The organism is Paenibacillus sp. ov031 (genome assembly GCF_900143165.1).
Lineage (GTDB): Bacteria > Bacillota > Bacilli > Paenibacillales > Paenibacillaceae > Paenibacillus > Paenibacillus marchantiae.
The window spans coordinates 41,254-67,309 of record NZ_FRDO01000008.1 but is presented as its reverse complement, the minus strand read 5'-3'; the positions used below and the strand labels follow the sequence as shown (position 1 = coordinate 67,309).

The window sequence follows — 26,056 nt, the reverse complement described above, 5'->3', positions numbered from 1 at the left end:
GATGTCAGGCATGACAGAAATGGAAGAAAATTTGCAAAGCCCAGTTAAGGATTCGGATATGACGCTGGAGCAGCCGTTATTGTTAATTGGAAACCCGAATAATCGCCGAACCCTTGGATTACAGGAGGCAAGACAGCGTATTGGCTTACAACCTGCACTTGTGCTGCCTTATGCCCGGTTGCTAAAGACTTGGAGACGGGGCGGAACCATGGCGGATGCCGTACAGCAATGTCTGGAAGGGCGAGGGACTACACACGTTAAGGGAGAGCCGTGGATATCTTCACCAGCATCGATATTATATGCGAATCATGATTTAGTTCATGGAGTGAATAGTGTACCTCTTATTCGACTGGATGCCCCTGGTGAGGAATGGGAAGTAGAGCGTGAGCTGCTCTTTCTTGGAGCTGTGAATGATGTATCTCCGTTAATCGATGGCCTTTCTGCGGGAATGATTCCGGCAGAACAGACACTCACTCTTGAACAGGAGTGGGGACGGATCTACGCGCCCAACCAATGGTTTCGTGGCTGGAAGGCCTGTTTGGAACGAATTCGCCATGAAGCTCTGGAATATTGGCCTAATGCCCGGTTCATGAATGATCCTCATGACATTGCGATTATGTTTGATAAAAGGAAATGCCAGCAGCATCTATCTGTCCATGGCGTTCACGTTCCCCCAACGCTCCAATCTTCGGAACCGATCCGCAATTATGCGGACCTGCGTACAGCGATTACAACAGCCGGTATGAATCGCGTTTTCGTGAAACTTGCATGTGGCTCCGGGGCTTCAGGCGTTGTTGCCTATCAAATTAATCCGCGAACGGGTGCCGAAATCGCTATAACCACTGTGGGAATGGAACGGGTTCAGGGAAAGGTCATTTTTTATAATGAAGGCCGGTTGCGCAGGTACACACATACTTCAGAGATTTCTGCGCTGATGGATTGGCTGTGTTCTGAGGGTGCCCAGATTGAACGTTGGATGGCAAAAGCATCCCTGGGTTCAAGCGTATTTGATATTCGCCAGCTTGTGGCAGGTGGACAAGCAGGTCATGCCATCGTACGGCTAAGTCAGACACCAATCACCAATTTGCATTTGCGTAATGAGCGGTTGCTGCCTGCAGAAGCAGGGCTGGATGAACAGCGGATGGATAGAGTTCAGACAGCAGCGAAAGCAGCAATGGCTGCCTTCCCCAACTCATGGTCTGCCGGGATTGATGTGATGCTCAGTGGAGGTACTGAGCCGCGTGCCTATATTCTGGATGTGAATCCGTTCGGAGATTTGTTGTACAGAGTGCAGCATAACGGACTTGGAACCTATGAATGGCAAATGGAACTTTTGCGAAAGGAGCCTTACAACCATGACTGATATGAACACCATCGTAGGCTCCCATGATCTATTAATGGTTACGCTGGACACGTTAAGGTATGACGTGGCTAAGCTGGAGGAACAGAATTGCCCCAACCTGTGCGGTACGGGTCCTTGGGAGAAGCGCCATACTCCGGGAAGTTTTACCTATGCGGCACATCATGCTTTTTTTGGTGGCTTCATGCCTACACCTGCCAATACGGACAAAGCCTCCCACGTACGACTTTTTCATTCCCGAAATACCGGATTAAAGACGCATCCGCATACGTGGCTGTTTGACACACCGGATATCGTATCCGGGTTAGCGGCTGAAGGATACCGTACGATTTGTATTGGCGGGGTCATTTTCTTCACCAAGAAAAATCCACTTGCCAAAGTGCTGCCGGGTTATTTTCAGCAAAGCTATTGGCGGATGAATTTTGGGGTAACCAATCCTAAATCAACTGAGCATCAGGTTCAGCATGCCTTGAAGCTGCTGGAGCAAAGCGCACCGGATGAGAGGTTGTTTTTGTTCCTGAATGTGTCTGCTATCCATGGTCCCAATCGCTATTTTGTGGAGGGTGCAAGAGAGGACTCGGTAGAAACACAGCGTGCAGCGCTTCGGTATGTGGACGAGGCCCTTGGGCCATTGTTTGATGCAATGAGGCAGCGTTCACGGCCTACGTTTTGTTTAGCTTTTTCCGATCATGGAACGGCGTATGGGGAGGACGGTTATCAGGGGCACAGGCTTGCGCATGATGTTGTCTGGAATGTGCCTTACCGTGAATTTATTTTATAGAACTAATGATTCATATCATCAACAACTACAAACCGGATACAGGGAGGAAACCGATGGACGATCAATCTCAACATACGACAGCAGGTCATTCCGCACAGTCCGGATCCAATACAGCTACAGGTCTCAGAGAAGTGCTTGCTTCCCCCTATCGCTCTTATTTATATTCGTATCCCCACAAGACCGCATATCGGGAGTTGAACCCACCTTTACCGCTCGGTCCATTGTGGGAACGTGAGAATACCGATACGTATTTTTTATATATGCACATTCCGTTTTGTGCCGCTCGTTGCGGATTCTGCAACCTGTTCACGTTGCCGGATCGTCGTGATGACACCCATGTGCGTTATGTGGATGCGCTGGAACGGCAAGCCAAACAGTGGGCACCACTCACATCACGGAGACCCTATTCGAGGTTTGCCATCGGTGGTGGGACGCCCACATTATTAAATGAAATTCAATTGAACCGCTTGTTCGATATTGCGGAACAGGTGATGGGGCTCGATCCAACGCAAGCTTCGATCTCGGTAGAAACATCACCGGATACCGTGACGGAAGCCAAATTGGCGATTATGAAGGAGCGAAGTGTGGACCGGGTAAGTATGGGCATCCAAAGTTTTATTGAAGCCGAAGCCTCAGCCATTTACCGTCCGCAAAAACCCCAGGAAGTGGAGCGCGCGCTTGAGAAGCTTACACGGTATGAATTCCCTCTGTTGAATCTGGACCTAATCTATGGTCTGCCAGGACAAACGGTGGAATCATGGTTGTATTCGCTGGAACGTGTCCTTTCATATGAACCGGGTGAAATTTTCATTTACCCACTGTACACTCGCGAGAATACCATTGTGAAACCCGATGATATTCAGCGTCAGGGACCGGATATTCGAATGGAGCTGTATAAGGCTGCGCGTGAGACTTTAAAAAGCAGAGGCTATCTCCAGTATTCCATGCGCAGATTTGCCAAAGAACAATCATCTTCTGGAAGCAAAGAGCTTCTACCCTACAGCTGTCAGGAGGAAGGCATGGTAGGTCTCGGTTGCGGTGCACGCTCTTATACTAGTGAAGTACACTATGCTTCCAAGTATGGTGTTAGTTATAAGGCCACACAGAGCATCATCGCCGATTATGTGGCAACTGAGCGTTATGATGTGGCCGATTACGGCATAGTACTCAGCCTAGAGGAGCAGAAGCGCCGCTTTATTCTGAAAGCTCTGCTGCATCGGGAAGGTTTGGCGCTATCTGATTATGATCAACGATTCGGAACGGAAGTCCTGTCAGACTACGGATGGTTGAGTGAACTGTTGTCTGAGGGCATGGCTGAGCTTGAGCAGGACGATAAGGGTAACCAGGTGCTGCGTCTGACAGAAGAGGGATTGGGCTACTCGGATGCTATTGGAGATTGGCTCATCTCCGCTGAGGTTCGTGAACAAATGGAAGGGTTTGTGTTCTCATGAGAGCAACCTTGTATTATCGGGGGAAGCTGTCGTCCTGTAATTACGACTGTCCATACTGCCCGTTTAGCAAAACGGTAGATTCCAAGGAGACGTTGGAAGTGGATGAACAACAACTGCGTCAATTTGTGAATTGGGTTAGGGATCAGGAGAGTGCTGGACATCAATTTTCGATTTTCTTTAACCCGTATGGAGAAGCTCTGGTAAGGCGTTGGTATCGGGAAGCGATGATTGAACTATCGCATATGCCACATGTGGATAAAATTGCAGTCCAAACCAATCTGTCTGTCAAACTGGACTGGGCCCGCGAAATGAACCGGGATAAAGCGGCATTCTGGGCAACCTATCACCCGCGTGAAACGAAGGAGTCTTCCTTCGTCAAACAATGTTTGACTTTACGTGAGATGGGACTTGCTTTCAGTGTGGGGACGGTTGGATTGCGCAGCGCATTTCCTGCTATTGAATCGATGAGGCAGGCGTTACCCGATGACGTGTATATGTGGATCAATGCATTTAAAGATCGACCCAATTATTACAGCGTGGAAGAGGTCGACTTTTTACGATCCGTTGATCCGCTGTTTGATGGGAACCTGCGGGATTATGATAGTCTGGGCAAGCGCTGTTCCGCTGGTTCGGAGGTATTTTATGTGCAAGGGTCAGGGCATGTAAAAAGGTGTTACAAGGATCGTCGAATTATTGGGCATCTCTACCGCGATGGTTTGCAGGCTTTGGCCGCAGATCGGCCGTGTGGCATGAAGAAGTGTGGCTGTTACATCGGTTATATTCATATGGAGGATTCTCCGTTCAGAGATATCTTTGGAAGTGGATTGCTTGAACGTAATCCGGTACTGATCAATCCATAGATATCGGTAAAGGGGTGCTTGATGAACAGCTATTATGCTGCTCATCGGCACCCCTTTTAAGAATGAAAAGATAGCTTTTTTTATCGAATGGCCACTTTGTACGTACGCAACCACGAGTTGATCTGTGTCAGATATGCAAATAGCTGTGGACCCGACATTAACTGTCCAAACCAGGGCAGGTTCGATGAAGCATCCGGTGAAGAGGCCAATTTACGAATTTGAGCTTTGTCGATTAAAGGCAAGATCGGTGAGCTTGCGTCATCCAGAATATCAAGCACCTGCTGTTTAACGGCAGCAAGATACTGCGGATTATGTGTTTTCGGATAAGGACTCTTTTTCCGGTACAACACATCGTCAGGCAGTACACCTTCCAGCGCTTTACGCAGAATGCCTTTTTCCCGTCCGCCTGTCATTTTCATGTCCCAAGGCACGTTAAATACATATTGAATCAAACGGTGATCACAGTAAGGTACCCGAACCTCAAGGCCCGCTCCCATACTCATCCGATCTTTCCGATCCAGTAGTGTAGGCATGAAGCGGGTGATGTTCAGATAGGACATTACTCGCATTTGAGCTGCTTTACCGGTCTCCCCATCGAGTAAAGGTACTTCAGCCACAGCATCCGAGTAGCGGTCCGCGAGATAGTCGAGTGGCCTGATCCATTCCCGAATGTCCGGGGATAACAATCCTGCTCGCATATCAGGCGCAACAGACCATGGGAATGTACCGGAGTTGAGCATCTCTTCCCGGTGGAACCAAGGATAACCGCCAAATACTTCATCCGCTGCTTCGCCCGAAATGGCAACGGTGGCTCCTTTTTTGATTTCTTTACAGAACAGATAGAGAGAGGAATCTACATCCGCCATACCCGGCAAATCACGCACAAGCATCGCCTGGGTCAGTGCGTGAACCAACTCGCCATTTTCAATCTCAATCCAGTGATGATCTGTCTTCAGTTCATCCACCATACGCTTAATCCAGGGTCCATCTGCACCAGGCTGGAAGGAATGGGCCTGAAAATGCTTTGCATTATCCACATAGTCAACAGAATACGTGCTGACCTGGCCTTGACCTGTACGGTTATAATAATCTACCGCTAACGCAGATAGAGCGCTTGAATCCAGTCCCCCCGACAAAAGAGAGCAGACCGGAACGTCCGAAGCCAATTGGCGTTCTAATGTATCCTGCAACAGTCTGCGTACTTCGGCAGCTGTCTCTTCCAAATTATGTTCGTGATTCTGACTTTCCAGCTTCCAGTAAGCATAGGTTTTAATACCGTTTCGGTTGTAGATAAGCGCATGCGCAGGTTTGAGCTCGTTAAGGGAGGAGTATACGCCGTGTCCAGGTGTCCGGGCAGGACCGACAATAAATACTTCTGCCAAACCTTCAGGGCCTACTGCAGCTTCTACATCCGGGTGGATGAGCAGTGATTTCGGTTCTGAGCCAAATACGAGTGCATCCTTTGCATGACTGTAGAACAGGGGTTTGACACCCAACCGATCACGGGCGATAAAAACCTGTTCACGTCCGCCATCCCATATGGCAAAAGCAAAAATTCCGTTAAACCGGTCAACGCAGGCCGGACCCCACTCAATATAAGAGGCGAGCAGCACTTCCGTATCACATTGTGTGCGGAAATGGTGTCCGCGCTGGAGCAATTCCTTTTTCAACTCGGGTGCATTGTATAGTTCTCCGTTATACACGACGGTATAGGAGGTGTCTCCCTGTAACGCATGCATGGGCTGTGCCCCGTTCTCCGGGTCCATAACGCTGAGACGCCGATGTCCGAACGCACAAGGATTGGAGATCCATGTACCTGAAGCGTCGGGCCCCCGGTTCGACAAGCTGTCCGTCATCCGGACCAGCAGCTCTGATTCCTGGGTCAAATCCCGATTCCACTGTATGAAGCCGGTTATACCGCACATGGTTTGTTCATCCTTTCTTAGTCGAGTCATTCATCCGTATGGCTGCTTAGTTGCTAACAGCCAGCAAATGTTGTCTTTTTCGTCAGAAGTCGTAACAAATATATGCCGAAAGCAGGCATAAAATGTCTGTCCTCTTCGGAAACTATATCTAGGGACAACGGCCTCAACATGCCTGTGAAGGAGAGAACTTGCAAATGGACAGTATGACCTATTATGTATCTGTCATGGGGCGCTCCGTTATTCCGGACCCGCACGTAACGTCGTATGAATGGGTGATCCAGGCGACGCCTCAGGAGGCGGAACAATTACTGGGACTGCTTAATCTGATGCAGGAAAAAGAGGAAGAGGCCTTTCCAGGAATGGTATTCCCTTGGCCGGATACGCCGGAGGAGTCTGTAAACCGCGCATATGAAGCTGTGTTACAGCAGGTGTATCGGGAGATTTACCGTTTGGGAACACCAGAGACCCGATACCAGATCGAACAAAGTACATGAAATGGACAAAGGAGCGCGATAACAAATGTATGCCATTCAGGATGCCAAAATACGCAGATTAACCGAAGTGGATGGATTGTCTTGTGCAGAAGTTGAGGTACAGCCTGGAAATACGGGTGATCCGTCTTTGCTTGTATACGTTGCGGCTACCCAGCCAGGGAATTCGCTTGAAGTCGTTCGAATTGTACGCAATCATTCGGATGCAGTCCTGGATTGGTACAATAACAATATGCACAACGCGTTTGAAGATGCCACGGAAACGGCGTTTGAGAACAGTGAAGGCATTACAGCAGGAGAAGATAAAGCCCGGTTTCAGAGTGAGTTACTTGCTTTTGGATTACTGGGACCGACGCTTCAGCGTTATTTGGTGGGGCAAGGTTAAGGTGGGCGTTCCAACAAATGCCGATAGCTGCAAAGGATAAGCGGAATTACCCGGAGCCATACTATATGCAAGTTCCGGGGAGGTGATAGCAGTGGCTTCCAAGTTCAAGAAAAACAAAGGGAACCTTTATGCGCATCACACCGAGTTTGCCGAGGAAGTGCTCGCCATTAACAGCAAGCGTCCTGCCCAGAGAAATCCGTGGCGTCAGGGAAACAAGTAACCGGAATGCAGAAACCCGCCCTTCTTTCGAAAGGCGGGTTTTTGAATGTTTATTTTAACTTCGTTGTGGAGCTTGTGGTTAGGTTAGGCATATTCACGCAGTACTTGAATACCTTTGACGATATTGTACACAAAACTTAATGCATAAATGACAAAGAACAGAATTACGAATCCGACAGCTGAACCTAGACTGTGGGCGGTAACGAAGAAATAAAGTAGCGGGATTGCCGCAAGAAACGGGAATATATGTGAGAGTAAGGCTCGTTTAGCATGTCCCTCAATATAGTTGTCTTTAGCTACAATCCAAATAATGATGGGAAACAGGAACGGGGCGAAGAAGATACTAAAATAGGATAATGCTGATAAAAGTTGTCTCATAGCGGTTTCTCTCCTTTATTTGGTTCAGTTGAATGTATGTATGCAAATGATTACCCAGCAAGTCTCATCCTGAATATGTCTGCCCATTTTAAATGCAACTGAGCTTAATATCCTCAATATTGCCTGCTTAAAGCATTCATATTCTGTATCTGTGTTGAGTATGAAAATAATACGTTCAAGTCATGTGGAATGATGCAATTATTAATTTTTTTATAAAACTATTGAAAAATATAGAAATGAGAGTATAATAGGAATCGCGCGGTATTTTTATTATACATATTTGTCTCAGTAGCTCAGCAGGATAGAGCAACGGCCTTCTAAGCCGTCGGTCGGGGGTTCGAATCCCTCCTGGGACGTATTTAGAAAAGCTTCCTTTGGGAAGCTTTTTTTGCGTTCTGGGGATGAGAACCCCAATGGTTCGTCGGAGCATCCGCTTCGGGAGCACTACTTCGCAGTCTCGACTGTAAGGAGAGTATCCCTCCTGGGACGTTAGAAAAAAGCTTCCTTCGGGAAGCTTTTTTTGCGTACAGGGGATGAGAACCCCGAGGTTAGGAGGTTGGTAATTGTTTATAGGTGTAAACTATCAAATGTATAGAATTTATATATTTAATTAATAAACCATCTTGTGACACAATGAAGATATCAATCATGAAAGCGATGGTGGTATCCATGCAATCGATTAATCAATGGCAAGCGGATGAGTATGACAACAAACTGGCTTTTGTATCGGGTTATGGTAAAAGTTTAATCTCATGGCTTCAACCTCAAAAAGGGGAGTATATCCTTGATTTGGGATGCGGGACAGGGGATTTGACGTACGAAATTACTGCAGCGCAGGCTGATGTAGTCGGCATGGATGCATCACCCGACATGATTCGTCGTGCAAGAGAGAAGTTTCCCAATATCGAGTTCATGGAGGGGGACGGACATCAGTTTGAGACGAACAAGCTCTATGATGCCGTCTTTTCCAATGCAGCTCTACATTGGATGCGAAGTCCGCGACTTGTAGTGGATAGTATATGGAAGTCTTTGAAGCCTGGGGGACGTTTTGTAGCGGAGTTCGGTGGCAAAGGCAATGTACAGATCATTGTAGATGCATTAGAGGAAGTGTTTGAACGACACACTGGTATTCCTGGATCAGAGCGCAACCCTTGGTATTTCCCGACGATCGGGCAATATAGCAACATTTTGGAACAATGCGGGTTTTTGGTGCGACAGGCCTACCACTATGACCGTCCTACTAGACTGGCGGATGGTGAACAGGGTATAGAGGGCTGGTTGGCTCATTTTGGAGGGGACTATTTTGATGGTTTGAGTCAGGAACAAATTCAGGAAATCTGTCGTGAAACGAACCAAATCGTTGTGCCGAAGCTCTGGAAAGAAGACGCAATCTATGCCGATTATAAGCGTCTTCGAATTGAAGCAGTGAAGCCGGGAAGTTAAATAAACAAAAGATGTATCTTTGTTAAATGAATTAATAGAATATTTTTCATGAAATCCATCGATCACAATTAGGCTAGGAATCTCTTTCAGAATGAAGAGGATCTTGGCCTTTTTTCCTATGCCTTATTTAAAATTTGAAATATTCGATCGACAAATAAATACAATTTCACGCTTTTCTCTTACTCAAGAACCATATAAGTAATTTTGATATCATATTTGTAATTATTTAGAAGGAAAATGTGTTATTTTAGTAGAATAATTTACCAAGGGTCAATCTTCTTGCAGATAGGGCGGTGAGTTGTTCACAGGTATTGCAGTACTTGTCATAGCAGGACCCAAGCGATTGGTGAGGTACTTTCATATTGAGAAGGAGGGGCATAGCCTTGAATAAACGATTGATATCCATATTGTTAAGTATCCTAATGACTTTTTCTATCATCATGCCAGCGGCCGGAGCCGCTCCTGTAGGTGTTCAGCTTGAGAACTCGCTAAGCAAGGGCGAAGCCACACAATGGAGAGAGATTCTTGCCCAGCGGGAAGGAAAGATTGCAGCAGATCCATTTTTGGACAAGAGCCTAGAAGGTCTTGGGGGAGAGAAAACAAGAGTAATTGTTGAGCTCTCCAATAAACCAGTTGCTGTTGCGCAAGGCGAATCTACCCTCTCAGGAAAATCTTTTACCTCCTCTATGGAAACAAAGGCTGTGACTCAAGTCGAGCAACAACAACAGTCATTTGTACATAGCCTCACTCAGAATAAAATCAAACACGAAGTATTGGAAAACTACGCATATGCCCTGAATGGTGTAGCCATTGAACTTAAGGGTAACCAATTGGGACAGTTGCTTCGCATACCGGGCGTTGTCAGTGTATACCCTGACCTTGAAATTACCATATCCCCGGAAACAGATGAAGTGAATCCTTATATGAAAGATACCGCACCATTTATTGGCGCCCCTGAAGTATGGAATCTGGGATACAAAGGAAAAGGTGTCAAAGTTGGTGTTATTGATACAGGAATCGATTATGAGCATCCTAATTTGCAAGACGCCTACAAAGGTGGATGGGATTTCGTAGGAAATGACAATGATCCTTACGAAACAACACATGAAGAATGGAAAGTGTCTGGGGCACCTGAGTTTAATGCCAATGGAAGCGCCTATTACACATCCCACGGTACTCACGTAGCCGGTACCATTGCTGCTCGAGAAGCAGGGGACTACGGCATTGTCGGCGTTGCACCCGAAGCTGATATCTATGCCTATCGTGTTCTTGGACCCTATGGTAGTGGACAAACCTCATGGGTATTAGGGGGAATTGATCGTTCCGTTGCCGATGGTATGGACGTAATCAATCTCTCGTTGGGTAACGCTGCCAATGATCCAAGTTACATTACTTCGGTTGCTCTTAACAATGCCATGCTGTCTGGCGTGACTGCAGTTGTGGCAAGTGGTAATGATGGCCCGAATCGTTATACATTAGGTTCTCCAGGAGCATCGGCTATGGCAATCACTGTAGGTAACTCCACAGGGCCTAGCCAAAGCATTACAGCCAACACTCATTTCTGGATTGGTGAGGAAGGTAAAGGTACGCTTCCAGAAGAACAGCCTGTCCCTGAAGTTGAGCCATCTCCTGAACTGGGAACAGCACCGGGAACGGAAACTCCTGAAGTTCCGGCTCAAGGTGAACCATCAACAACACCGGAAGGTGCAACAGGCGAAGAAGCTTCATCAACAAACGAAGCGGCATTATCTGGAACAGCGTCTGCTGATGTTACAGCTCTAGATGTGGAAGCGAGCCAATCCGAAGAGGGTGTTCAGCCAGCCTCGCCTTCGGCACCAGTCGAAACCTCTCCAGAGGTTGCACCTGTGAAAGAAGAGCCTGCGATTGCTCCAACTGAAACGGAGCAAAATCCATTGGCTGTTACTGAGTCGGTGTACCGACTTGATGTAATGGGCTGGAGCCTCTCAGCAGATCCGGAATCTGTTTTGACGAATCAATATGATCTTTTATTCGCAGGGTTGGGTAAACCGACCGACTTTGAAGGCAAGGATTTTACAGGCAAAGTGGCTTTTGTACAGCGCGGTGAGCTGGCATTTGTAGAGAAAGTAGCCAATGCCAAAGCTGCTGGTGCAGTTGCTATTATCGTATATAACAATATTCCAGGCCCGATCGGGGTGAGTTTGGGAGATAATTTTGAACTTATTCCAACCTTGAGCATGTCGAAGGAAGATGGAGAAAGTATCAAGGCTGAGCTGGATGCCGGTCAAAGCGTTGAAGTGAGCTTTAGTGACTTCGTTAAAGGTCAAACGGCTGGCGATGAAATGAATCCATCCAGCTCCCGCGGACCAGCCAAGGTGACTCTGGATATCAAACCGGATATAGTTGCACCGGGTACCAGCATTCTGTCTACTGTTCCTGCCTATGGCAAGGACGAACCTGGAGCTGATTATTCACAGGCTTACGATCGTAAATCAGGTACAAGTATGGCCACACCTCATGTTGCCGGACTGGTTGCCCTGTTGATTGAGAAGCACAGTGACTGGACACCATTTGATATTAAAGTTGCACTCATGAACAATGGTAAAGTGCTCGACACGACCAAATACGATGTGTTTGATCAAGGTGCAGGTCGTATTCAAGCGGTGAAAACGATTGATCCTGCTGCATTTGTTAAAGTATTGGATGTAACGAAATACACAGAGAATGGCGTGGCTGTCGAGAAACCAAATGTTACAGGTAGTGTGAATTTTGGTAACTTCCTCAGCACGGACGAAAAAACCGTCAGCAAAACGATCAAAGTGGAGTCGCTGAATGGCAGCGGTGGAAACTACACTGTAAGCGTGAATCCAACTCGTACAATTCCTGGTGTATCCGTTGCGGTGGATAAGAGCTCTTTTACACTGAATGGTGAGGAAGAGTTACAGGTTACTATTACAGTTCCAAAAGGTGTTACTGCGGTAACAGAAGCGCAAGGCTACCTTCAGTTGTCTAATGGAACGGACACATTTAGTGTTCCATATGTCGCACATTTCAACCTTACATTGGCAGGCGTTAAATACATTGAGACTGTGAAAGGTACAGAGAAGAACCCGTTCCATTATCCATTGAAGCCTGATGGTACGCTGGATACACTCAATGTAGCTATGGAATTCTACAATCCCATGAATTTTGCCCTTATTGAGATCTTCGATGGCCTTAACCCGGATGGGGGCTATTATGGAGATGGATATATTGGATCTATTTTTGGAAACTACTATAGTTTCGCTGCCAACACAAGATATACTCTGGCTTGGGATGGACAGTATGCAGACTACACTACCGACGAGGTAACGACTATTCCAGATGGTCTTTACACGGTTGATATCACTGCAATCGGTGTTGATGGAAAAACGTATATCGAAGATACTTCTCCATTTTTGGTGAAAAAAGCAGCTCCGGTTGTAACAGCACCAGAAAATCTGGAATTCAAGCAAGATGAATCTGCTGTCATTAACGGCAGCGTGGATGATTTATACTTCCGTGTCGCTCCTGCACTTAAAGAGAACTGGAGCATTGAGTTTGACCCGGCTGCTGCCTTGAAAGCAACATACGTTCTGAAAAAAGAGGATGGTTCGACTTACAAGGAGGGTGTATTTGAAGTAAAACCTGATGGTAGCTTCACTCTTCCTTTAGAAGGCATCCAAGCGGGTGAATATGCCGTTGAACTTACGGTAAAAGACCAACAAGGGCTTTCTGGTAAAGCCACTACGGCACTGAGTCTGAAATCCAAGGAGACTGAGCCGGAAACTCCAGCTGTCAAAGCGCCTGGAACACCTGTGTTGTCTCATAATAATTGGGTTGGTAATGGTCTGAGCGAAGGCTCATACGTCGTTACCATGAACCTGTGGTGGGGCGAAAACGCCACCAGCTACAAGCTTTATGAGGACGGGGTTTTGATCGATACGCAGAAGTTGACCTACAATGCGCCTCTGGCACAGTTTGCCCAAACGAAGATCACAGGCAAAGCCAATGGCACGTATACGTACGTAGCCGAGCTGACGAACGACAAAGGAACCACGCGGAGTCAGACACTGACAGTTAAGGTTACTAACGCATCGCCAGGCAAAGCAGTTCTCTCTCAAGATAACTGGGACGGCGACGGCAATTATAAAGTTACTATGAACTTATGGTGGGGAACCAATGCCACTGAGTACCGCCTCTACGAAAATGATAAGTTGATCGACACCCAAGCACTCAATGCGGTTACGCCTAATGCGCAAAGCGCTGTTACTTCGCTGACTGGACGCACTTCGGGCACGTATACGTACCGGGCTGAGTTAATCAACGCAGCTGGTGTAACCAGTACTGACAAGATCACGGTAAAAGTGAAATAAACACTTCAGCACTTATTTATTGAAGCATTTGTTTTTCGCATAAGCGGTCTTCATCCTGATCTCGCGGGATGGAGGCCGTTTTATTTTGTTTTTTCTCTGCTGCGTGAATGGATAACTACTCGTTGTCCTGTTAGTTGTAAATTGAATATAGTTCGCATGAAAGTCTGTTAATAATAAAATGCTCCCCTCATGGGGACAGGTTTTGTTAGCCTGTCACTCATGAGGGGAGTTTAATTAATCTAACCGATCACTCGGTTCTTGCTGGCATTTATACCTGCGATCAGTAATACAATGGCAAGGAGAACCTGTACCAGCAATGGAAGAGTCCATCCTTGTGTCCAATCATGAAGCACACCGAACAGCAACGGTCCGACGGCTGCCAGCATATACCCAAAGGATTGAGCCATACCCGAAAGTCCCGCAGCCTGTCTTGCATCGGATGTACGCAGTACAAAAAACATGGTTACAAGTCCGAACGAAGCCCCGGCTCCAACGCCAGCCAAAGCAACACCGACGGTTACGAGAGAGGAAATACCACTTAAAAGGAATGCGTATCCCAGAATCAGACATGAACCTGTAATTGCTGTCAGCCAACGTTGATCTTTCATTCGTCCAGCCAGAATGGGGACGATGAACGTTACCGGAACACTAACCATTTGCATCAAAGACAACATCCAGCCGGCTGAAGAGGAACTGAAACCCTGATCAGATAGAACCTCTGGCAGCCAGGTAATTGTAGTGTAAAAAATTAAAGATTGCAGTCCCATGAACAATGTGACATACCAGGCTAAGGGAGATGTAATAAGACGAACGGGCTTCGCTTCCGTTCTCGAAGCCACGTAAACTTCGCCGCGACGTCCAGAACGGACGTGAGGCAGCCAGAGAATCAGGGCTAGAATGGACAGTATAGCCCACATGCCCAGTGAAGCATGCCAACCCATGGAGGTTAAGCCTGCCGTGGGAACGCTGATTCCTGAGGCGATAGCGCCCCATATATTCATGGACACGGAATAGAGACCGGTAACGAGACCCACTCGCAATGGGAAATCCCTTTTGATCAGACTGGGCAGCAATACGTTGCTCAGGGCAATACCACATCCAAGGATTGCTGTTCCTGTAAAAAGAACGGGAACAGAGGGCATAAACCGGAGGGATACGCCTATGGTCACAAGAATTATGGCAGTTAACAGAGCGGTTTCTAGTCCGAATCTTCGCGCCAATTGTGGAGCGAACGGAGAGATTGCTGCGAAGGCAAGCAAAGGAAGAGAGGTAAGCAAGCCTGCCAATGTATGACTTATTCCTGTATCTGTACGAATCAGTTCCACAATCGGACCTGTTGCCGTAATAGGTGAACGCATTGTTGCAGCGATAACGATAATGCCTGCCAGCAAGAGTCCAAGTTTCATGGATGCTGACGATGAATTATCGACTGCAGAATGGTCAGGTGAGTTTTGATGTAAAGAGGATGGCATGGTAAATCTCCTATAGTTTATTTGTCTAATATGTATACTTTGATACATACATATACATAAACAAGCATAACATCCCGTGTCAACATCAGCCGATTAACGTATTCAATCATCCCCAGAACGCAAAAAAAAGCTTCCCGAAGGAAACTTTTCTTTATTACGTCCCAGGAGGGATACTCTCCTTGCAGTCGAGACTGCGAAGTAATCCTACCGAAGCTTATGCTCCGACGAACCATTGGGGTTCTCATCCCCAGAACGCAAAAAAAAGCTTCCCGAAGGAAACTTTTCTTTAATTACGTCCCAGGAGGGATTCGAACCCCCGACCGACGCCTTAGAAGGGCGTTGCTCTATCCAGCTGAGCTACTGAGACATGAAATTTTTCAAGCAAAATTGATTTTATCATAAATAATGATGAATATCAAACATTTTATTATAATATATTTTTCGTATATGATATTTGGCGGCAGTAACGTTTTTTTCATTATAATTAAGGTTATGTTAGAATATCAGAAGAACTCAAAAAATAGATCGACTTTCGTTTAATATACATCTATTTATGGTTGATTGCGACTGGAGATTCAGGATACAGAGGAGGTGCTCCTATTAAGGAATCCACGACCCCGGAAACCGAGCACAGTAACAATATTGTGCTGTTTCCTAAGACGCTGGACTATTACCAGATTCAATTGACGGTTATGCTAGAAAATGAACGATATGGTGAAGCGATGGACCTGCTTCGCTTTTTGCTGCAATGCCAAGGGCAGGAAGAACGGCATTACGACGAATGGCGAGCCTTGCTCGAATGGCTTGAAGCTGCGTTTCCTCATTACGGGGAAGATTTACCCGAGGTTCGTGAAGAGCGTGAGGAAGAGGAAATTAGTGAAGAGGACATGGCACGCCAACATGCCCGATCCAAGCTTGAGCAGGATGATGGCTATGCGGATAAACTTCTTCGTACCGTAATGGAGGAGCCTTTATCTGAACAAACAATGCTGGCGCTGGAGCAGCTTGCTTATCTCGATCGGCCAGAAATTGATGATTCGCTTATCGGTTGGCTCAAAGACAAGACGCTGCATCCTTTACTTCAGTTCCGCGTGCTTCAGACATTACGTCGCCGAGGTGTTCAAGGCATTATTGCGTTTACTCGTGGGGAAGAACCAGTTGAAGTGGAGATTGATACCGTTCCGCTTAGACCTGAGGATTTCCCGATTCAGATCGTTCAGATTCTTGAAAGAGTGGCAGATCAGACGGAGGTTCATGAACCTACGCTCTTTTATTTTGCACAAGAACTGTGGATTCAATATGTCATGGCTGTGTACGGAACCCGTGATTACATGTCCATGCTGGAAGAAAATGATTCCATGACAGATATATGGGGAGCTGCTCTACATATGACCGTTGCAGACAGTCTGGGCGGTTCGCATGACGAGGAAGATACTCGCTCAATGTATGCTGTGACAGGGGCGATGCGCTTTCGTCTGGAGCAAGCATATCGATCAATGAAGCAGTTTGTTTCTGCCGGTTTGGATGGTCAATAGGACCCGGAAACGTTTTCCTCAAACCGTATCAAGGGATTCCCCTTGAAAAAGAATCTAATCTTGTTTATACTAAAATGGTTATTTTGTACGTGATTGCCTACGTGAACATGCGAATTTTGGAGGGGAAAGTATACAATGAAAGCAACTTGGGAAAAGATAGAGAAGAACCTTGGGGTTCTTGAGGTTGAAGTGGGTGCAGATCGTGTAACTGCAGCACTCGACAAAGCTTTTAATAAAGTAGTTAAACAAGCAAATGTACCTGGATTCCGTAAAGGTAAAGTTCCACGTTCGATCTTTGAAGCTCGTTTCGGTGTAGAAAGCCTGTATCAAGAAGCAATTGATATTTTGCTTCCTGAAGCTTACACAGAAGCAATCGACCAAACGGATATCTTCCCGGTTGATCGTCCTGACGTAGATGTCGAGCAATTCGCTAAAGGACAAGTATTCAAGTTCAAAGCGAAAGTAACAGTTAAACCTGAAGTTACACTGGGTGACTACAAAGGCGTTGAAGTTGCTGTAGCCAAACATGAAGTAACGGATGTAGAAGTGACTGAAGAGCTCGAGCGTCTTCAACAACGTCACGCAGAACTCGTTGTTATCGACGAAGGTTCCGCACAAAACGGCGACGTTGCTGTAATCGACTTTGACGGTTCCGTTGATGGTGTACCGTTCGAAGGTGGACAAGCTGAGGGGTATTCCCTGGAACTTGGTTCCAACACATTCATCCCAGGATTTGAAGAGCAGGTTGTGGGTCTTTCCACAGGCGACTTCAAAGACGTTGAAGTAACTTTCCCTGAGAGCTACCATGCAGCTGAACTGGCTGGCAAAAAAGCGGTATTTAAAGTGAAAGTACATGAAATCAAACGTAAACAACTTCCTGAACTGGATGACGAGTTTGCAAAAGATGTTAGCGAATTCGATACGCTTGAAGAGTACAAAGCTGATCTGAAAACGCAATTGGAATCCCGCAAAGCAGATGAAGCCAAAGCAGCTCAAGAAAATGCTGTTGTAGAAAAAGTGGCTGAAAATGCTGAAGTGGATATTCCTGCTGCGATGGTTGAGAGCGAAGTACAAAACATGATGCGTGATTTCGACAACCGTCTGCGCAACCAAGGTATGAACCTGGAAATGTTCCTGAGCTTCTCTGGTCAAACACAAGCTGACCTGAGAGGACAAATGCAGGAAGATGCTTCCAAACGTGTTCGCAACAACTTGGTTCTTGAAGCCGTTGGTAAAGCGGAAAACATCGAAGTGTCTGACGAAGAAGTTAACCAAGAACTCGAAAAAATGGCTGAGTCTTACAAGCGTCCTGCTGAAGAGATTCGTGGCATTCTCGAGGGTAATGGTTCCCTGGACAGCCTTCGTGACGAAGTGAAACTGCGTAAAACGATCGATGTTCTCGTTGAGAACAGCAAAGTCGTTGAAGCTGTTGAAGCTCCAGCTGAAGAAGTTGCTGCAGAAGCTGACGAAAAATAAGACAAGCTGTTACGTAATGAACAGCTGAATAAACGATAAGGCACGTGAATCATTGCGTGCCTTATTTTTAAATTATGGCATCCATTTTATAGAGGATTCAGTAATAATATGGATGGAATTCGTTGTGGCATTGGTTATGCACAATCAACGTCCTATGGTTCTCCTGCAAATAAAAAAAAGGTGAAACGGCATAGGATTGCTCCGATTTGCACATACATAGAAAACATGGTTAAATATGATCAGGCAAAAAAGTAAACTTACTCCGTCTTTACACCACTTGTGAAAAATGACATTGTCACAGGAACGTGTTAGAATGAATTTGGGTTTGCTTTACAGGTAGCCTATGTCTAATTACATGTAGAAAAGAGGTTGGTCTCATGAGTCTGGTGCCAATGGTTGTTGAACAAACCAATCGAGGCGAGCGGTCTTACGATATATATTCGCGTTTGCTGAAGGATCGCATTATCTTTTTAACCAGTGCGATTGATGACGATGTAGCCAATCTTGTCATAGCGCAGCTTTTGTTTTTGGCAGCCGACGATCCTGAGAAGGATATAAGTTTGTACATTAATTCACCTGGTGGTTCTGTCACCGCAGGGATGGGTATATACGATACGATGCAATATATCAAGCCGGATGTATCGACCATTTGCGTAGGTATGGCAGCAAGCATGGGCTCGTTATTGCTGACAGCCGGAGCTCCTGGTAAACGATATGCGCTGACTAACAGCGAAGTGATGATTCATCAGCCGCTTGGCGGCGTTCAAGGACAGGCTGCGGATATCAAAATTCACGCAGAATGGATTATTAAAACACGTCAGAAACTGAATCAAATATACGTCGATCGTACAGGTCAACCCCTTGAGAAAATCGAGCGGGACACAGACCGTGACTTTTTCATGAGTGCTGAAGAAGCCAAAACGTACGGCATTATTGACCAGGTGCTCAGCAGACCGATCAATTCCTAAAGGGGTGGTTTCATGTTTAAATTTAACGATGAGAAAGGGCAGTTGAAATGCTCTTTTTGCGGTAAATCTCAGGAACAGGTGCGCAAGCTGGTCGCTGGACCGGGCGTTTACATTTGTGATGAATGTATCGAACTGTGCACTGAAATCGTAGAGGAAGAGCTCGGTCATGACGAAGAACTGGACCTCAAAGATATTCCAAAACCGAAAGAAATCCGCGACATTCTTGACCAGTACGTCATTGGTCAGGATCAGGCGAAGAAATCTTTGTCTGTAGCGGTTTACAATCACTATAAACGGATCAACACACAAAGTAAGATTGAGGATGTTGAATTGCAAAAAAGTAATATTTTGCTGTTAGGACCTACGGGTTCTGGTAAAACGTTGCTTGCGCAAACGATGGCCAAAATCCTTAATGTTCCTTTTGCTATTGCTGATGCAACTTCATTGACGGAAGCAGGTTATGTCGGCGAAGATGTAGAGAACATTCTGCTCAAGCTGATTCAAGCTGCTGATTATGATGTGGAAAAAGCAGAGCGCGGCATTATTTATATCGATGAAATTGATAAAGTAGCGCGTAAATCCGAGAACCCATCCATTACTCGTGATGTATCGGGTGAAGGTGTTCAACAAGCGCTCTTGAAAATCCTGGAAGGAACTGTAGCTTCTGTACCACCACAAGGTGGTCGTAAGCATCCACATCAGGAATTCATCCAGATTGATACCACCAACATCTTGTTCATTTGTGGCGGTGCCTTTGATGGTCTCGAGCAAATGATTAAACGCCGGATCGGTAAAAAAGTCATCGGCTTTAATACCGTTGCGGAACAAAAAGATCTTAAACCAGGTGAATATCTGGGTATGGTATTGCCGGAAGACTTGCTGAAATTCGGTCTGATTCCGGAATTTGTAGGCCGTTTGCCAGTTATCTCCACTTTGGAGCCGCTGGACGAAGACACATTGGTACGGATTCTTTCCGAGCCAAAAAATGCGCTTACGAAACAGTACCAAAAACTGCTTGAGCTGGATAATGTGAATCTGGTGTTCGAACCAGGAGCATTGCTGGCGATTGCGAAGGAAGCCATTAAACGTAACACGGGTGCACGTGGACTACGTGCAATCATCGAGGGCATTATGCTTGAGATTATGTACGAAGTGCCTTCCCGTGATGATGTTACGAACTGTGTCATTACCGAAGAGGTCGTTGAGAAGAGAGTCGTGCCTGAACTGAGCCAATCCAAGGACGACAAGCAGGAAGAAAGTGCCTAACTAAAGGCGAATATTCCGTTTCAACACTGAAATATAGACTTGTCAGTTCTCCACTCCTGGCAGAAGGCGAATTCATGTCTCTGTCAGGGTGGAGCTTTGACGTTGTGGGGAGAGAAATCACTCATGTTTTTAAGACAAGATACACGACCCGTAAAAGTGGGTAACTTAACGATTGGTGGCAGCAACGAAGTCATCATCCAGAGCATGTGTACAACGAAAACGGCAGACGTTGAGGCAACCGTGGCAGAGATTTTGCGTTTGGAAGAAGCAGGCTGCCAAGTGGTGCGTGTAACGGTGAACAATGAGGAAGCTGCAGCAGCCATCAAGGAAATCAAAAAACGGATTAATATTCCGCTCGTAGCGGATATCCATTTTAATTATAAACTGGCGCTCCTTGCGATTGAGAATGGCATCGATAAAGTACGGATTAATCCCGGCAATATCGGTAAACGTTCCAAAGTAGAGGAAGTCGTCAAAGCTTGTAAAGAGAAGGGTATTCCGATTCGGATCGGGGTAAACGCAGGTTCTCTGGAGAACCATTTGCTCGAAAAATATGGTTATCCAACAGCTGATGCTATGGTAGAAAGTGCACTTTATCACATTGGCATTCTAGAAGAATTGGATTTTCACGATATTATCGTGTCTCTCAAAGCATCGGATGTGCCGATGGCGATTGAGGCTTATTCCAAAGCGGCTGAGATCATCAAGTATCCGTTGCATTTGGGCATTACCGAGGCGGGTACATTGTTCTCTGGTACAATCAAAAGTTCTGCCGGTATGGGTGCCTTGTTATCCATGGGCATTGGTTCGACGATGCGGATATCGCTTAGTGCGGACCCGGTTGAAGAGATTAAGGTTGCTCGTGACCTGCTCAAAACCTTTGGTCTGATTTCAAATGCAGCTACGCTGATTTCCTGTCCTACCTGTGGCCGTTTGGATATCGATCTGTTCTCCATTGCGAATGAAGTGGAAGAGTATATCTCCAAACTTAAGGTGCCGATCAAAGTATCGGTGCTGGGTTGTGCTGTTAACGGTCCGGGTGAAGCCAAGGAAGCGGATATCGGTATTGCCGGTGCACGCGGAGAAGGCTTGTTATTCCGTCATGGTAAAATGATCCGTAAAGTGCCAGAAGAGATCATGGTTGAGGAATTGAAAAAAGAGATCGACAAAATCGTGGAGTCTTATGAAGCGACAGGCGTTATTCCTGGCCGCTCGCACTGATTGATTTATATATCGTTTTGTAACAGTCCGTCAGCATTGACGGGCTGTTTTTTGTTCTCAAACATACAATTTCCTGATCACCCGTTTACGTCTCGGTGAAAAGGCTATACTACCAAGTATTAGCATGATCTCGTATGAGAATAGGGATAGAACAGGAGGATGTTGAGACATGGAATTTGGTATGGTCATAATGATGATTCAGTTATTTTTTGGTGTGGTGATCGGTTTGTATTTCTGGAATTTACTTCGAGGGCAGAAAACGAATCGCGGTGCGGTGGAGCGTGAATCCCGCAAGGAACTGGAGAAGCTGCGGAAGTTGCGCTCCATTTCACTCACCAAGCCCCTATCAGAGAAGACACGTCCGGCAACCATTAATGACATTGTAGGGCAAAAAGACGGACTTCGCGCCCTTAAAGCCGCGCTATGCAGTGCTAACCCACAGCATGTCATTATATATGGACCTCCAGGGGTAGGTAAAACAGCTGCTGCAAGGGTGGTTTTGGAAGAAGCCAAAAAGAATCCGTCATCTCCCTTCAAGGCCGATGCCAAATTCACGGAACTTGACGCCACGACGGCGCGTTTTGATGAACGGGGTATTGCTGACCCTTTGATTGGTTCAGTGCATGATCCGATCTATCAGGGAGCAGGAGCGATGGGCGTAGCAGGCATTCCACAGCCGAAACCCGGTGCCGTTACCAAAGCGCATGGAGGGATGCTTTTTATTGATGAGATCGGTGAACTGCATTCCATTCAGATGAATAAACTGCTGAAAGTATTGGAGGACCGCAAGGTGTTTTTGGAAAGTGCGTACTATAACTCGGAAGACACGCATACTCCTGCTTATATCCACGATATTTTTCAAAATGGTCTGCCAGCCGATTTTCGTCTTGTCGGAGCGACGACTCGATCGTCCCATGAACTGCCTCCAGCCTTGCGCTCGCGGTGCATGGAGGTCTATTTCCGTCCATTGCTGCCGGAAGAAATCGGGCAAATTGCGGAAGACGCTGTACAGAAAATCGGATTCAGTCCATGTCCAGAGGCAGTTGATGTGGTTAAGCGCTATGCAACCAATGGCCGTGAAGCGGTCAATATCATTCAACTCGCTGCTGGGCTGGCTTTGACTGAAAAACGTGAAACGCTGCAGGCGTCGGATGTGGAATGGGTCGCTGGCAGCAGCCAGATTCAGCCCCGGCCAGATCGCAAGGTGCCTATGCGGCCACAGATCGGTTTTGTGAATGGCTTGGCCGTATATGGACCGAATATGGGCACCATTCTGGAGATCGAAGTATCCGCTGTTCCGACTCTTCGAGATCAGGGACGAATTAACATCACGGGAGTTGTGGATGAAGAAGAGATTGGAGGCGGTTCGCGCACACTCCGGCGAAAAAGCATGGCTAGAGGCTCGGTTGAAAATGTGATAACCGTATTAAAGGCCATGGGCATTCGTCCTAACGACTATGATTTACACGTCAACTTCCCAGGTGGAACACCAATTGATGGCCCATCTGCGGGGATTGCCATGGCGACAGCCATTACATCAGCCATCCAGGGGCGTCCGATTGACCATGAGACAGCGATGACTGGCGAGATCAGTATTCATGGCCGGGTAAAACCGATCGGCGGTGTACTCGCCAAAGTGGAGGCTGCATTCCAGGCGGGCGCCAAAACGGTCATTATTCCGGCAGAGAACTGGCAGTCCATCTTTGAAAATCTGGATGGCTTACGAGTTATCCCGGTCGATACCGTTGAAGACGTATTCCGAGAAGTATTTGACTGGGTGCCTAATGAGGAGCAAGCCAAACAAATCAACCTTGCGGAGGAGACAGCAACACCTGCACCGGAGATTTTCCCGCCGGCATCCGCATCCTATTTACGTGCTGACTTGCCCCGTCCAGGACAGGTTACAGATTCGGGAAGCTGCTAAGCGCTTCCCTTCATTGGTTTTTTATGTGAACATTTGATAGAATAATGAATGACTACAACCTGAGAGCCATTGGAGGTGCGAAAGCGATGGGACCGAGCAAAGCGAAAGGTCGTCGTTTTCCTTTACTGCCTTTAAGAGGACTTCTCGTCTACCCGAGTATGGTACTGCATCTCGATGTGGGCCGGGAGAAATCGGTCAAGGCTTTAGAAAAAGCGATGGTAGAAGAACATTTGATTCTCCTATGTTCCCAAGCCGAGGTAAATATTGAAGAACCAACACAAGAGGATATTTTCAGAATCGGAACGGTTGCCAAGGTCAGACAGATGCTGAAGCTTCCAAACGGGACGATTCGTGTACTTGTGGAAGGCTTGGAACGGGCTGAAATCATTGAATATACGGACAACGAGGAATACTATGAGGTTCTGGCACAAGAGCTTCCTGAAGAGGAGAACAGTCATCCGGAAACAGATGCGCTGATGCGTACAGTTCTGAACCAGTTCGAAAATTATATTAATCTGTCCAAAAAGGTTACACCTGAGACACTTGCGGCTGTGTCTGATATTGAAGAACCAGGTCGCTTGGCCGATGTCATCACCAGTCACCTGTCTTTGAAGATCAAGGACAAACAGGAGATTTTGGAGACCATCGACGTTCGTGAACGGCTGGAGAAGTTGCTGGACATCCTGAACAATGAGCGGGAAGTACTGGAGCTTGAACGCAAAATCAGCCAGCGCGTGAAGAAACAGATGGAGAAAACCCAGAAAGAGTACTATCTGCGTGAGCAGATGAAGGCGATTCAAAAAGAGCTGGGTGAGAAAGAAGGCCGTGCCGGGGAGGTTGAGGAACTCCGAAATCAAATGGAGGCTCTTGGCTTGCCGGACAAGGTGAAGGAAAAGGTTGAGAAAGAAATTGATCGGCTGGAGAAAATGCCATCAAGTTCTGCCGAAGGTGGCGTTATCCGCAACTATGTGGATTGGCTGCTGGGACTGCCTTGGACGCAGCTGACAGCTGACGATCTGGATATTCAAAAGGCTGAAGATGTGTTAAATGCAGATCACTACGGTTTGGAAAAACCGAAAGAACGTGTGCTTGAATATCTGGCTGTTCAGAAGCTGGTGAAAAAGCTTAAAGGACCGATCCTCTGTCTGGTTGGACCTCCAGGGGTCGGGAAAACGTCGCTTGCCCGCTCTATCGCCAGATCCCTTGGACGTGAATTCGTCAGAATATCGTTGGGTGGCGTGCGAGATGAAGCGGAAATTCGCGGTCATCGACGTACCTATGTGGGTGCAATGCCAGGTCGTATCATTCAGGGCATGAAGACAGCGGGTTCACTCAATCCGGTATTCCTGCTGGACGAGATCGATAAAATGGCTTCAGACTTCCGCGGAGACCCTTCCGCAGCGTTGCTCGAAGTACTTGATCCTGAACAGAACAACACATTCAGTGATCACTTTGTAGAGTTGCCGTTTGACTTATCTAACGTTATGTTTATTACAACTGCCAACACAGTGCATAACATTCCACGTCCGCTTCTGGACCGGATGGAGATGCTCAATATTCCGGGGTATACCGAGCTGGAGAAGCTGCAAATTGCCAAAAACTATTTGCTGCCGAAACAGAAACAGGATCATGGTCTGGAAGAAGATCAGCTGAATATCGGGGATGACAGCATGTTGCGTGTCATTCGTGAATATACACGAGAGTCCGGCGTGCGGAATCTGGAACAGCAGATGGCTTCGTTGTGTCGGAAAGCGGCCAAAAACATCGTGTCTGGTGTGGAAGGTCAGATTAACATTACAGCAGATGAAGTGAAGGATTACCTTGGTCCGGGTAAATTCCGCTACGGTATGGCCGAACTGGAAGATCAGATTGGTACTGTGACGGGACTGGCGTGGACTGAAGTGGGTGGAGATACCCTCGTGATCGAGGTTACCGTTGTACCTGGTACAGGCAAGCTGACGCTGACAGGTAAACTGGGCGATGTCATGAAGGAATCGGCTCAGGCGGCATTCAGCTACACCCGATCCAAAGCTGCACAGCTTGGTATTCCGTCTGACTTCCATGAGAAGAACGATATCCATATCCACGTTCCAGAAGGTGCCATTCCGAAGGATGGACCATCTGCTGGGATTACGATGGCGACTGCGTTGATCTCTGCTCTGACGAACAAACATGTCTCCAAGGACATTGCTATGACGGGCGAAATAACGCTTCGTGGCCGTGTGTTGCCGATCGGCGGACTTAAGGAAAAATCACTGGCGGCCCACCGTGCCGGTTACAAAAAAATATTATTGCCCAAGGATAACGAACGGGACCTGCGGGATATTCCGGACAGCATCAAAGAAGATGTGGAATTTGTTCCTGTAGCCCATATGGATCAGGTGCTGCAACATGCGCTTGTGGAACAGGCAGGAATACACCTGTAGTCCGTTAAACGAGGGATCGTATGAAGAGTAAACCGTTCTGCGGAAGCTTTGGCGTCCGCTGGAACGGTTTTTTTGGTATGATAGAACAATCCATGGCATAAT

At 46.9% G+C, this 26,056-nt stretch carries 19 protein-coding genes and 2 tRNA genes; 17 read left to right on the top strand and 4 right to left on the bottom strand.

The genetic code is table 11. From position 1 onward, the window contains the following. Positions 1-10 precede the first annotated feature (10 nt). Genes BUA17_RS25740 through BUA17_RS25725 form a run of 4 tightly spaced genes read left to right on the top strand, consistent with a single transcriptional unit; the run spans position 11 to position 4,452 of the window. Positions 11-1,363: an STM4014 family protein gene (locus BUA17_RS25740; protein WP_244552227.1), complete on the top strand. Its 1,353-nt coding sequence runs from the start codon at positions 11-13 to the stop codon at positions 1,361-1,363. Then, positions 1,356-2,141 carry an STM4013/SEN3800 family hydrolase gene (locus BUA17_RS25735; protein ID WP_072735426.1) on the top strand — a complete coding sequence of 262 codons (786 nt, stop codon included), beginning with the start codon at positions 1,356-1,358 and terminating at the stop codon, positions 2,139-2,141. The genes BUA17_RS25740 and BUA17_RS25735 overlap by 8 nt, the downstream gene beginning before the upstream one ends. 53 nt (positions 2,142-2,194) lie before the next feature. Further along, a complete protein-coding gene (locus BUA17_RS25730) occupies positions 2,195-3,592 on the top strand; it encodes an STM4012 family radical SAM protein (protein WP_072735425.1) in 1,398 nt (465 codons plus the stop codon). Beyond that, positions 3,589-4,452 (top strand): STM4011 family radical SAM protein, encoded by an 864-nt coding sequence (locus BUA17_RS25725; protein WP_072735424.1) that lies wholly within the window; start codon positions 3,589-3,591, stop codon positions 4,450-4,452. The genes BUA17_RS25730 and BUA17_RS25725 overlap by 4 nt, the downstream gene beginning before the upstream one ends. A gap of 80 nt (positions 4,453-4,532) precedes the next feature. On the opposite strand, the gene asnB is transcribed toward BUA17_RS25725, so the two are convergent. Then, the gene (gene asnB, locus BUA17_RS25720; protein WP_063566706.1) at positions 4,533-6,377 is read right to left on the bottom strand and encodes an asparagine synthase (glutamine-hydrolyzing); all 1,845 of its coding nucleotides are present in this window, start codon (positions 6,375-6,377) and stop codon (positions 4,533-4,535) included. A 194-nt stretch (positions 6,378-6,571) separates the two neighbouring features. On the opposite strand from asnB, the gene BUA17_RS25715 reads away from it, so the two are divergent. From BUA17_RS25715 to BUA17_RS31920, 3 genes are all read left to right on the top strand, one after another. After that, positions 6,572-6,871: a hypothetical protein gene (locus BUA17_RS25715; RefSeq protein WP_063566707.1), complete on the top strand. Its 300-nt coding sequence runs from the start codon at positions 6,572-6,574 to the stop codon at positions 6,869-6,871. Between the two features lie 25 nt (positions 6,872-6,896). Then, positions 6,897-7,253, top strand: coding sequence for a hypothetical protein (locus BUA17_RS25710; RefSeq protein ID WP_063566708.1), 357 nt, complete (start codon positions 6,897-6,899; stop codon positions 7,251-7,253). A gap of 91 nt (positions 7,254-7,344) precedes the next feature. Beyond that, complete coding sequence (locus tag BUA17_RS31920; RefSeq protein ID WP_256336669.1) at positions 7,345-7,473, top strand: hypothetical protein; 129 nt, start codon at positions 7,345-7,347, stop codon at positions 7,471-7,473. A gap of 83 nt (positions 7,474-7,556) precedes the next feature. Here BUA17_RS31920 and BUA17_RS25705 read toward each other — a convergent pair whose 3' ends face one another. Then, positions 7,557-7,850: a magnetosome magnetite crystal formation protein family gene (locus BUA17_RS25705; RefSeq protein ID WP_063566709.1), complete on the bottom strand. Its 294-nt coding sequence runs from the start codon at positions 7,848-7,850 to the stop codon at positions 7,557-7,559. Positions 7,851-8,132: 282 nt separating this feature from the next. Here BUA17_RS25705 and BUA17_RS25700 point away from each other — a divergent pair. The 3 genes from BUA17_RS25700 to BUA17_RS25690 all read left to right on the top strand — a co-directional run bounded on the left by BUA17_RS25700 (position 8,133) and on the right by BUA17_RS25690 (position 13,666). Beyond that, a tRNA-Arg gene (locus BUA17_RS25700) sits at positions 8,133-8,206 on the top strand. 292 nt (positions 8,207-8,498) lie between these two features. Then, entirely contained in the window at positions 8,499-9,293 is a 795-nt protein-coding gene (locus tag BUA17_RS25695) for a class I SAM-dependent methyltransferase (RefSeq protein WP_244552226.1), read from the top strand. A gap of 383 nt (positions 9,294-9,676) precedes the next feature. Beyond that, positions 9,677-13,666, top strand: coding sequence for a S8 family serine peptidase (locus BUA17_RS25690; RefSeq protein WP_072735423.1), 3,990 nt, complete (start codon positions 9,677-9,679; stop codon positions 13,664-13,666). A gap of 239 nt (positions 13,667-13,905) precedes the next feature. Here BUA17_RS25690 and BUA17_RS25685 read toward each other — a convergent pair whose 3' ends face one another. Next, entirely contained in the window at positions 13,906-15,138 is a 1,233-nt protein-coding gene (locus BUA17_RS25685) for a CynX/NimT family MFS transporter (protein WP_072735422.1), read from the bottom strand. Between the two features lie 293 nt (positions 15,139-15,431). Beyond that, positions 15,432-15,505: transfer RNA gene (locus tag BUA17_RS25680), tRNA-Arg, on the bottom strand. A gap of 325 nt (positions 15,506-15,830) precedes the next feature. On the opposite strand from BUA17_RS25680, the gene BUA17_RS25675 reads away from it, so the two are divergent. From BUA17_RS25675 to lon, 7 genes are all read left to right on the top strand, one after another. Then, entirely contained in the window at positions 15,831-16,673 is an 843-nt protein-coding gene (locus BUA17_RS25675; RefSeq protein ID WP_063566739.1) for a hypothetical protein, read from the top strand. 135 nt (positions 16,674-16,808) lie between these two features. Then, a complete protein-coding gene (gene tig / locus BUA17_RS25670) occupies positions 16,809-18,149 on the top strand; it encodes a trigger factor (protein ID WP_063566712.1) in 1,341 nt (446 codons plus the stop codon). Positions 18,150-18,526: 377 nt separating this feature from the next. Beyond that, positions 18,527-19,117, top strand: coding sequence for an ATP-dependent Clp endopeptidase proteolytic subunit ClpP (gene clpP, locus BUA17_RS25665; RefSeq protein ID WP_024633993.1), 591 nt, complete (start codon positions 18,527-18,529; stop codon positions 19,115-19,117). Positions 19,118-19,129: 12 nt separating this feature from the next. Further along, entirely contained in the window at positions 19,130-20,383 is a 1,254-nt protein-coding gene (clpX, locus tag BUA17_RS25660; protein ID WP_063566713.1) for an ATP-dependent protease ATP-binding subunit ClpX, read from the top strand. Between the two features lie 123 nt (positions 20,384-20,506). Next, entirely contained in the window at positions 20,507-21,604 is a 1,098-nt protein-coding gene (gene ispG / locus BUA17_RS25655) for a flavodoxin-dependent (E)-4-hydroxy-3-methylbut-2-enyl-diphosphate synthase (RefSeq protein WP_063566714.1), read from the top strand. Positions 21,605-21,773: 169 nt separating this feature from the next. Beyond that, on the top strand, positions 21,774-23,528 hold the full coding sequence (lonB, locus tag BUA17_RS25650) for an ATP-dependent protease LonB (RefSeq protein WP_063566715.1): 1,755 nt from the start codon (positions 21,774-21,776) through the stop codon (positions 23,526-23,528). 86 nt (positions 23,529-23,614) lie between these two features. Continuing rightward, the gene (gene lon, locus BUA17_RS25645; RefSeq protein ID WP_072735421.1) at positions 23,615-25,954 is read left to right on the top strand and encodes an endopeptidase La; all 2,340 of its coding nucleotides are present in this window, start codon (positions 23,615-23,617) and stop codon (positions 25,952-25,954) included. Positions 25,955-26,056 lie beyond the last annotated feature (102 nt).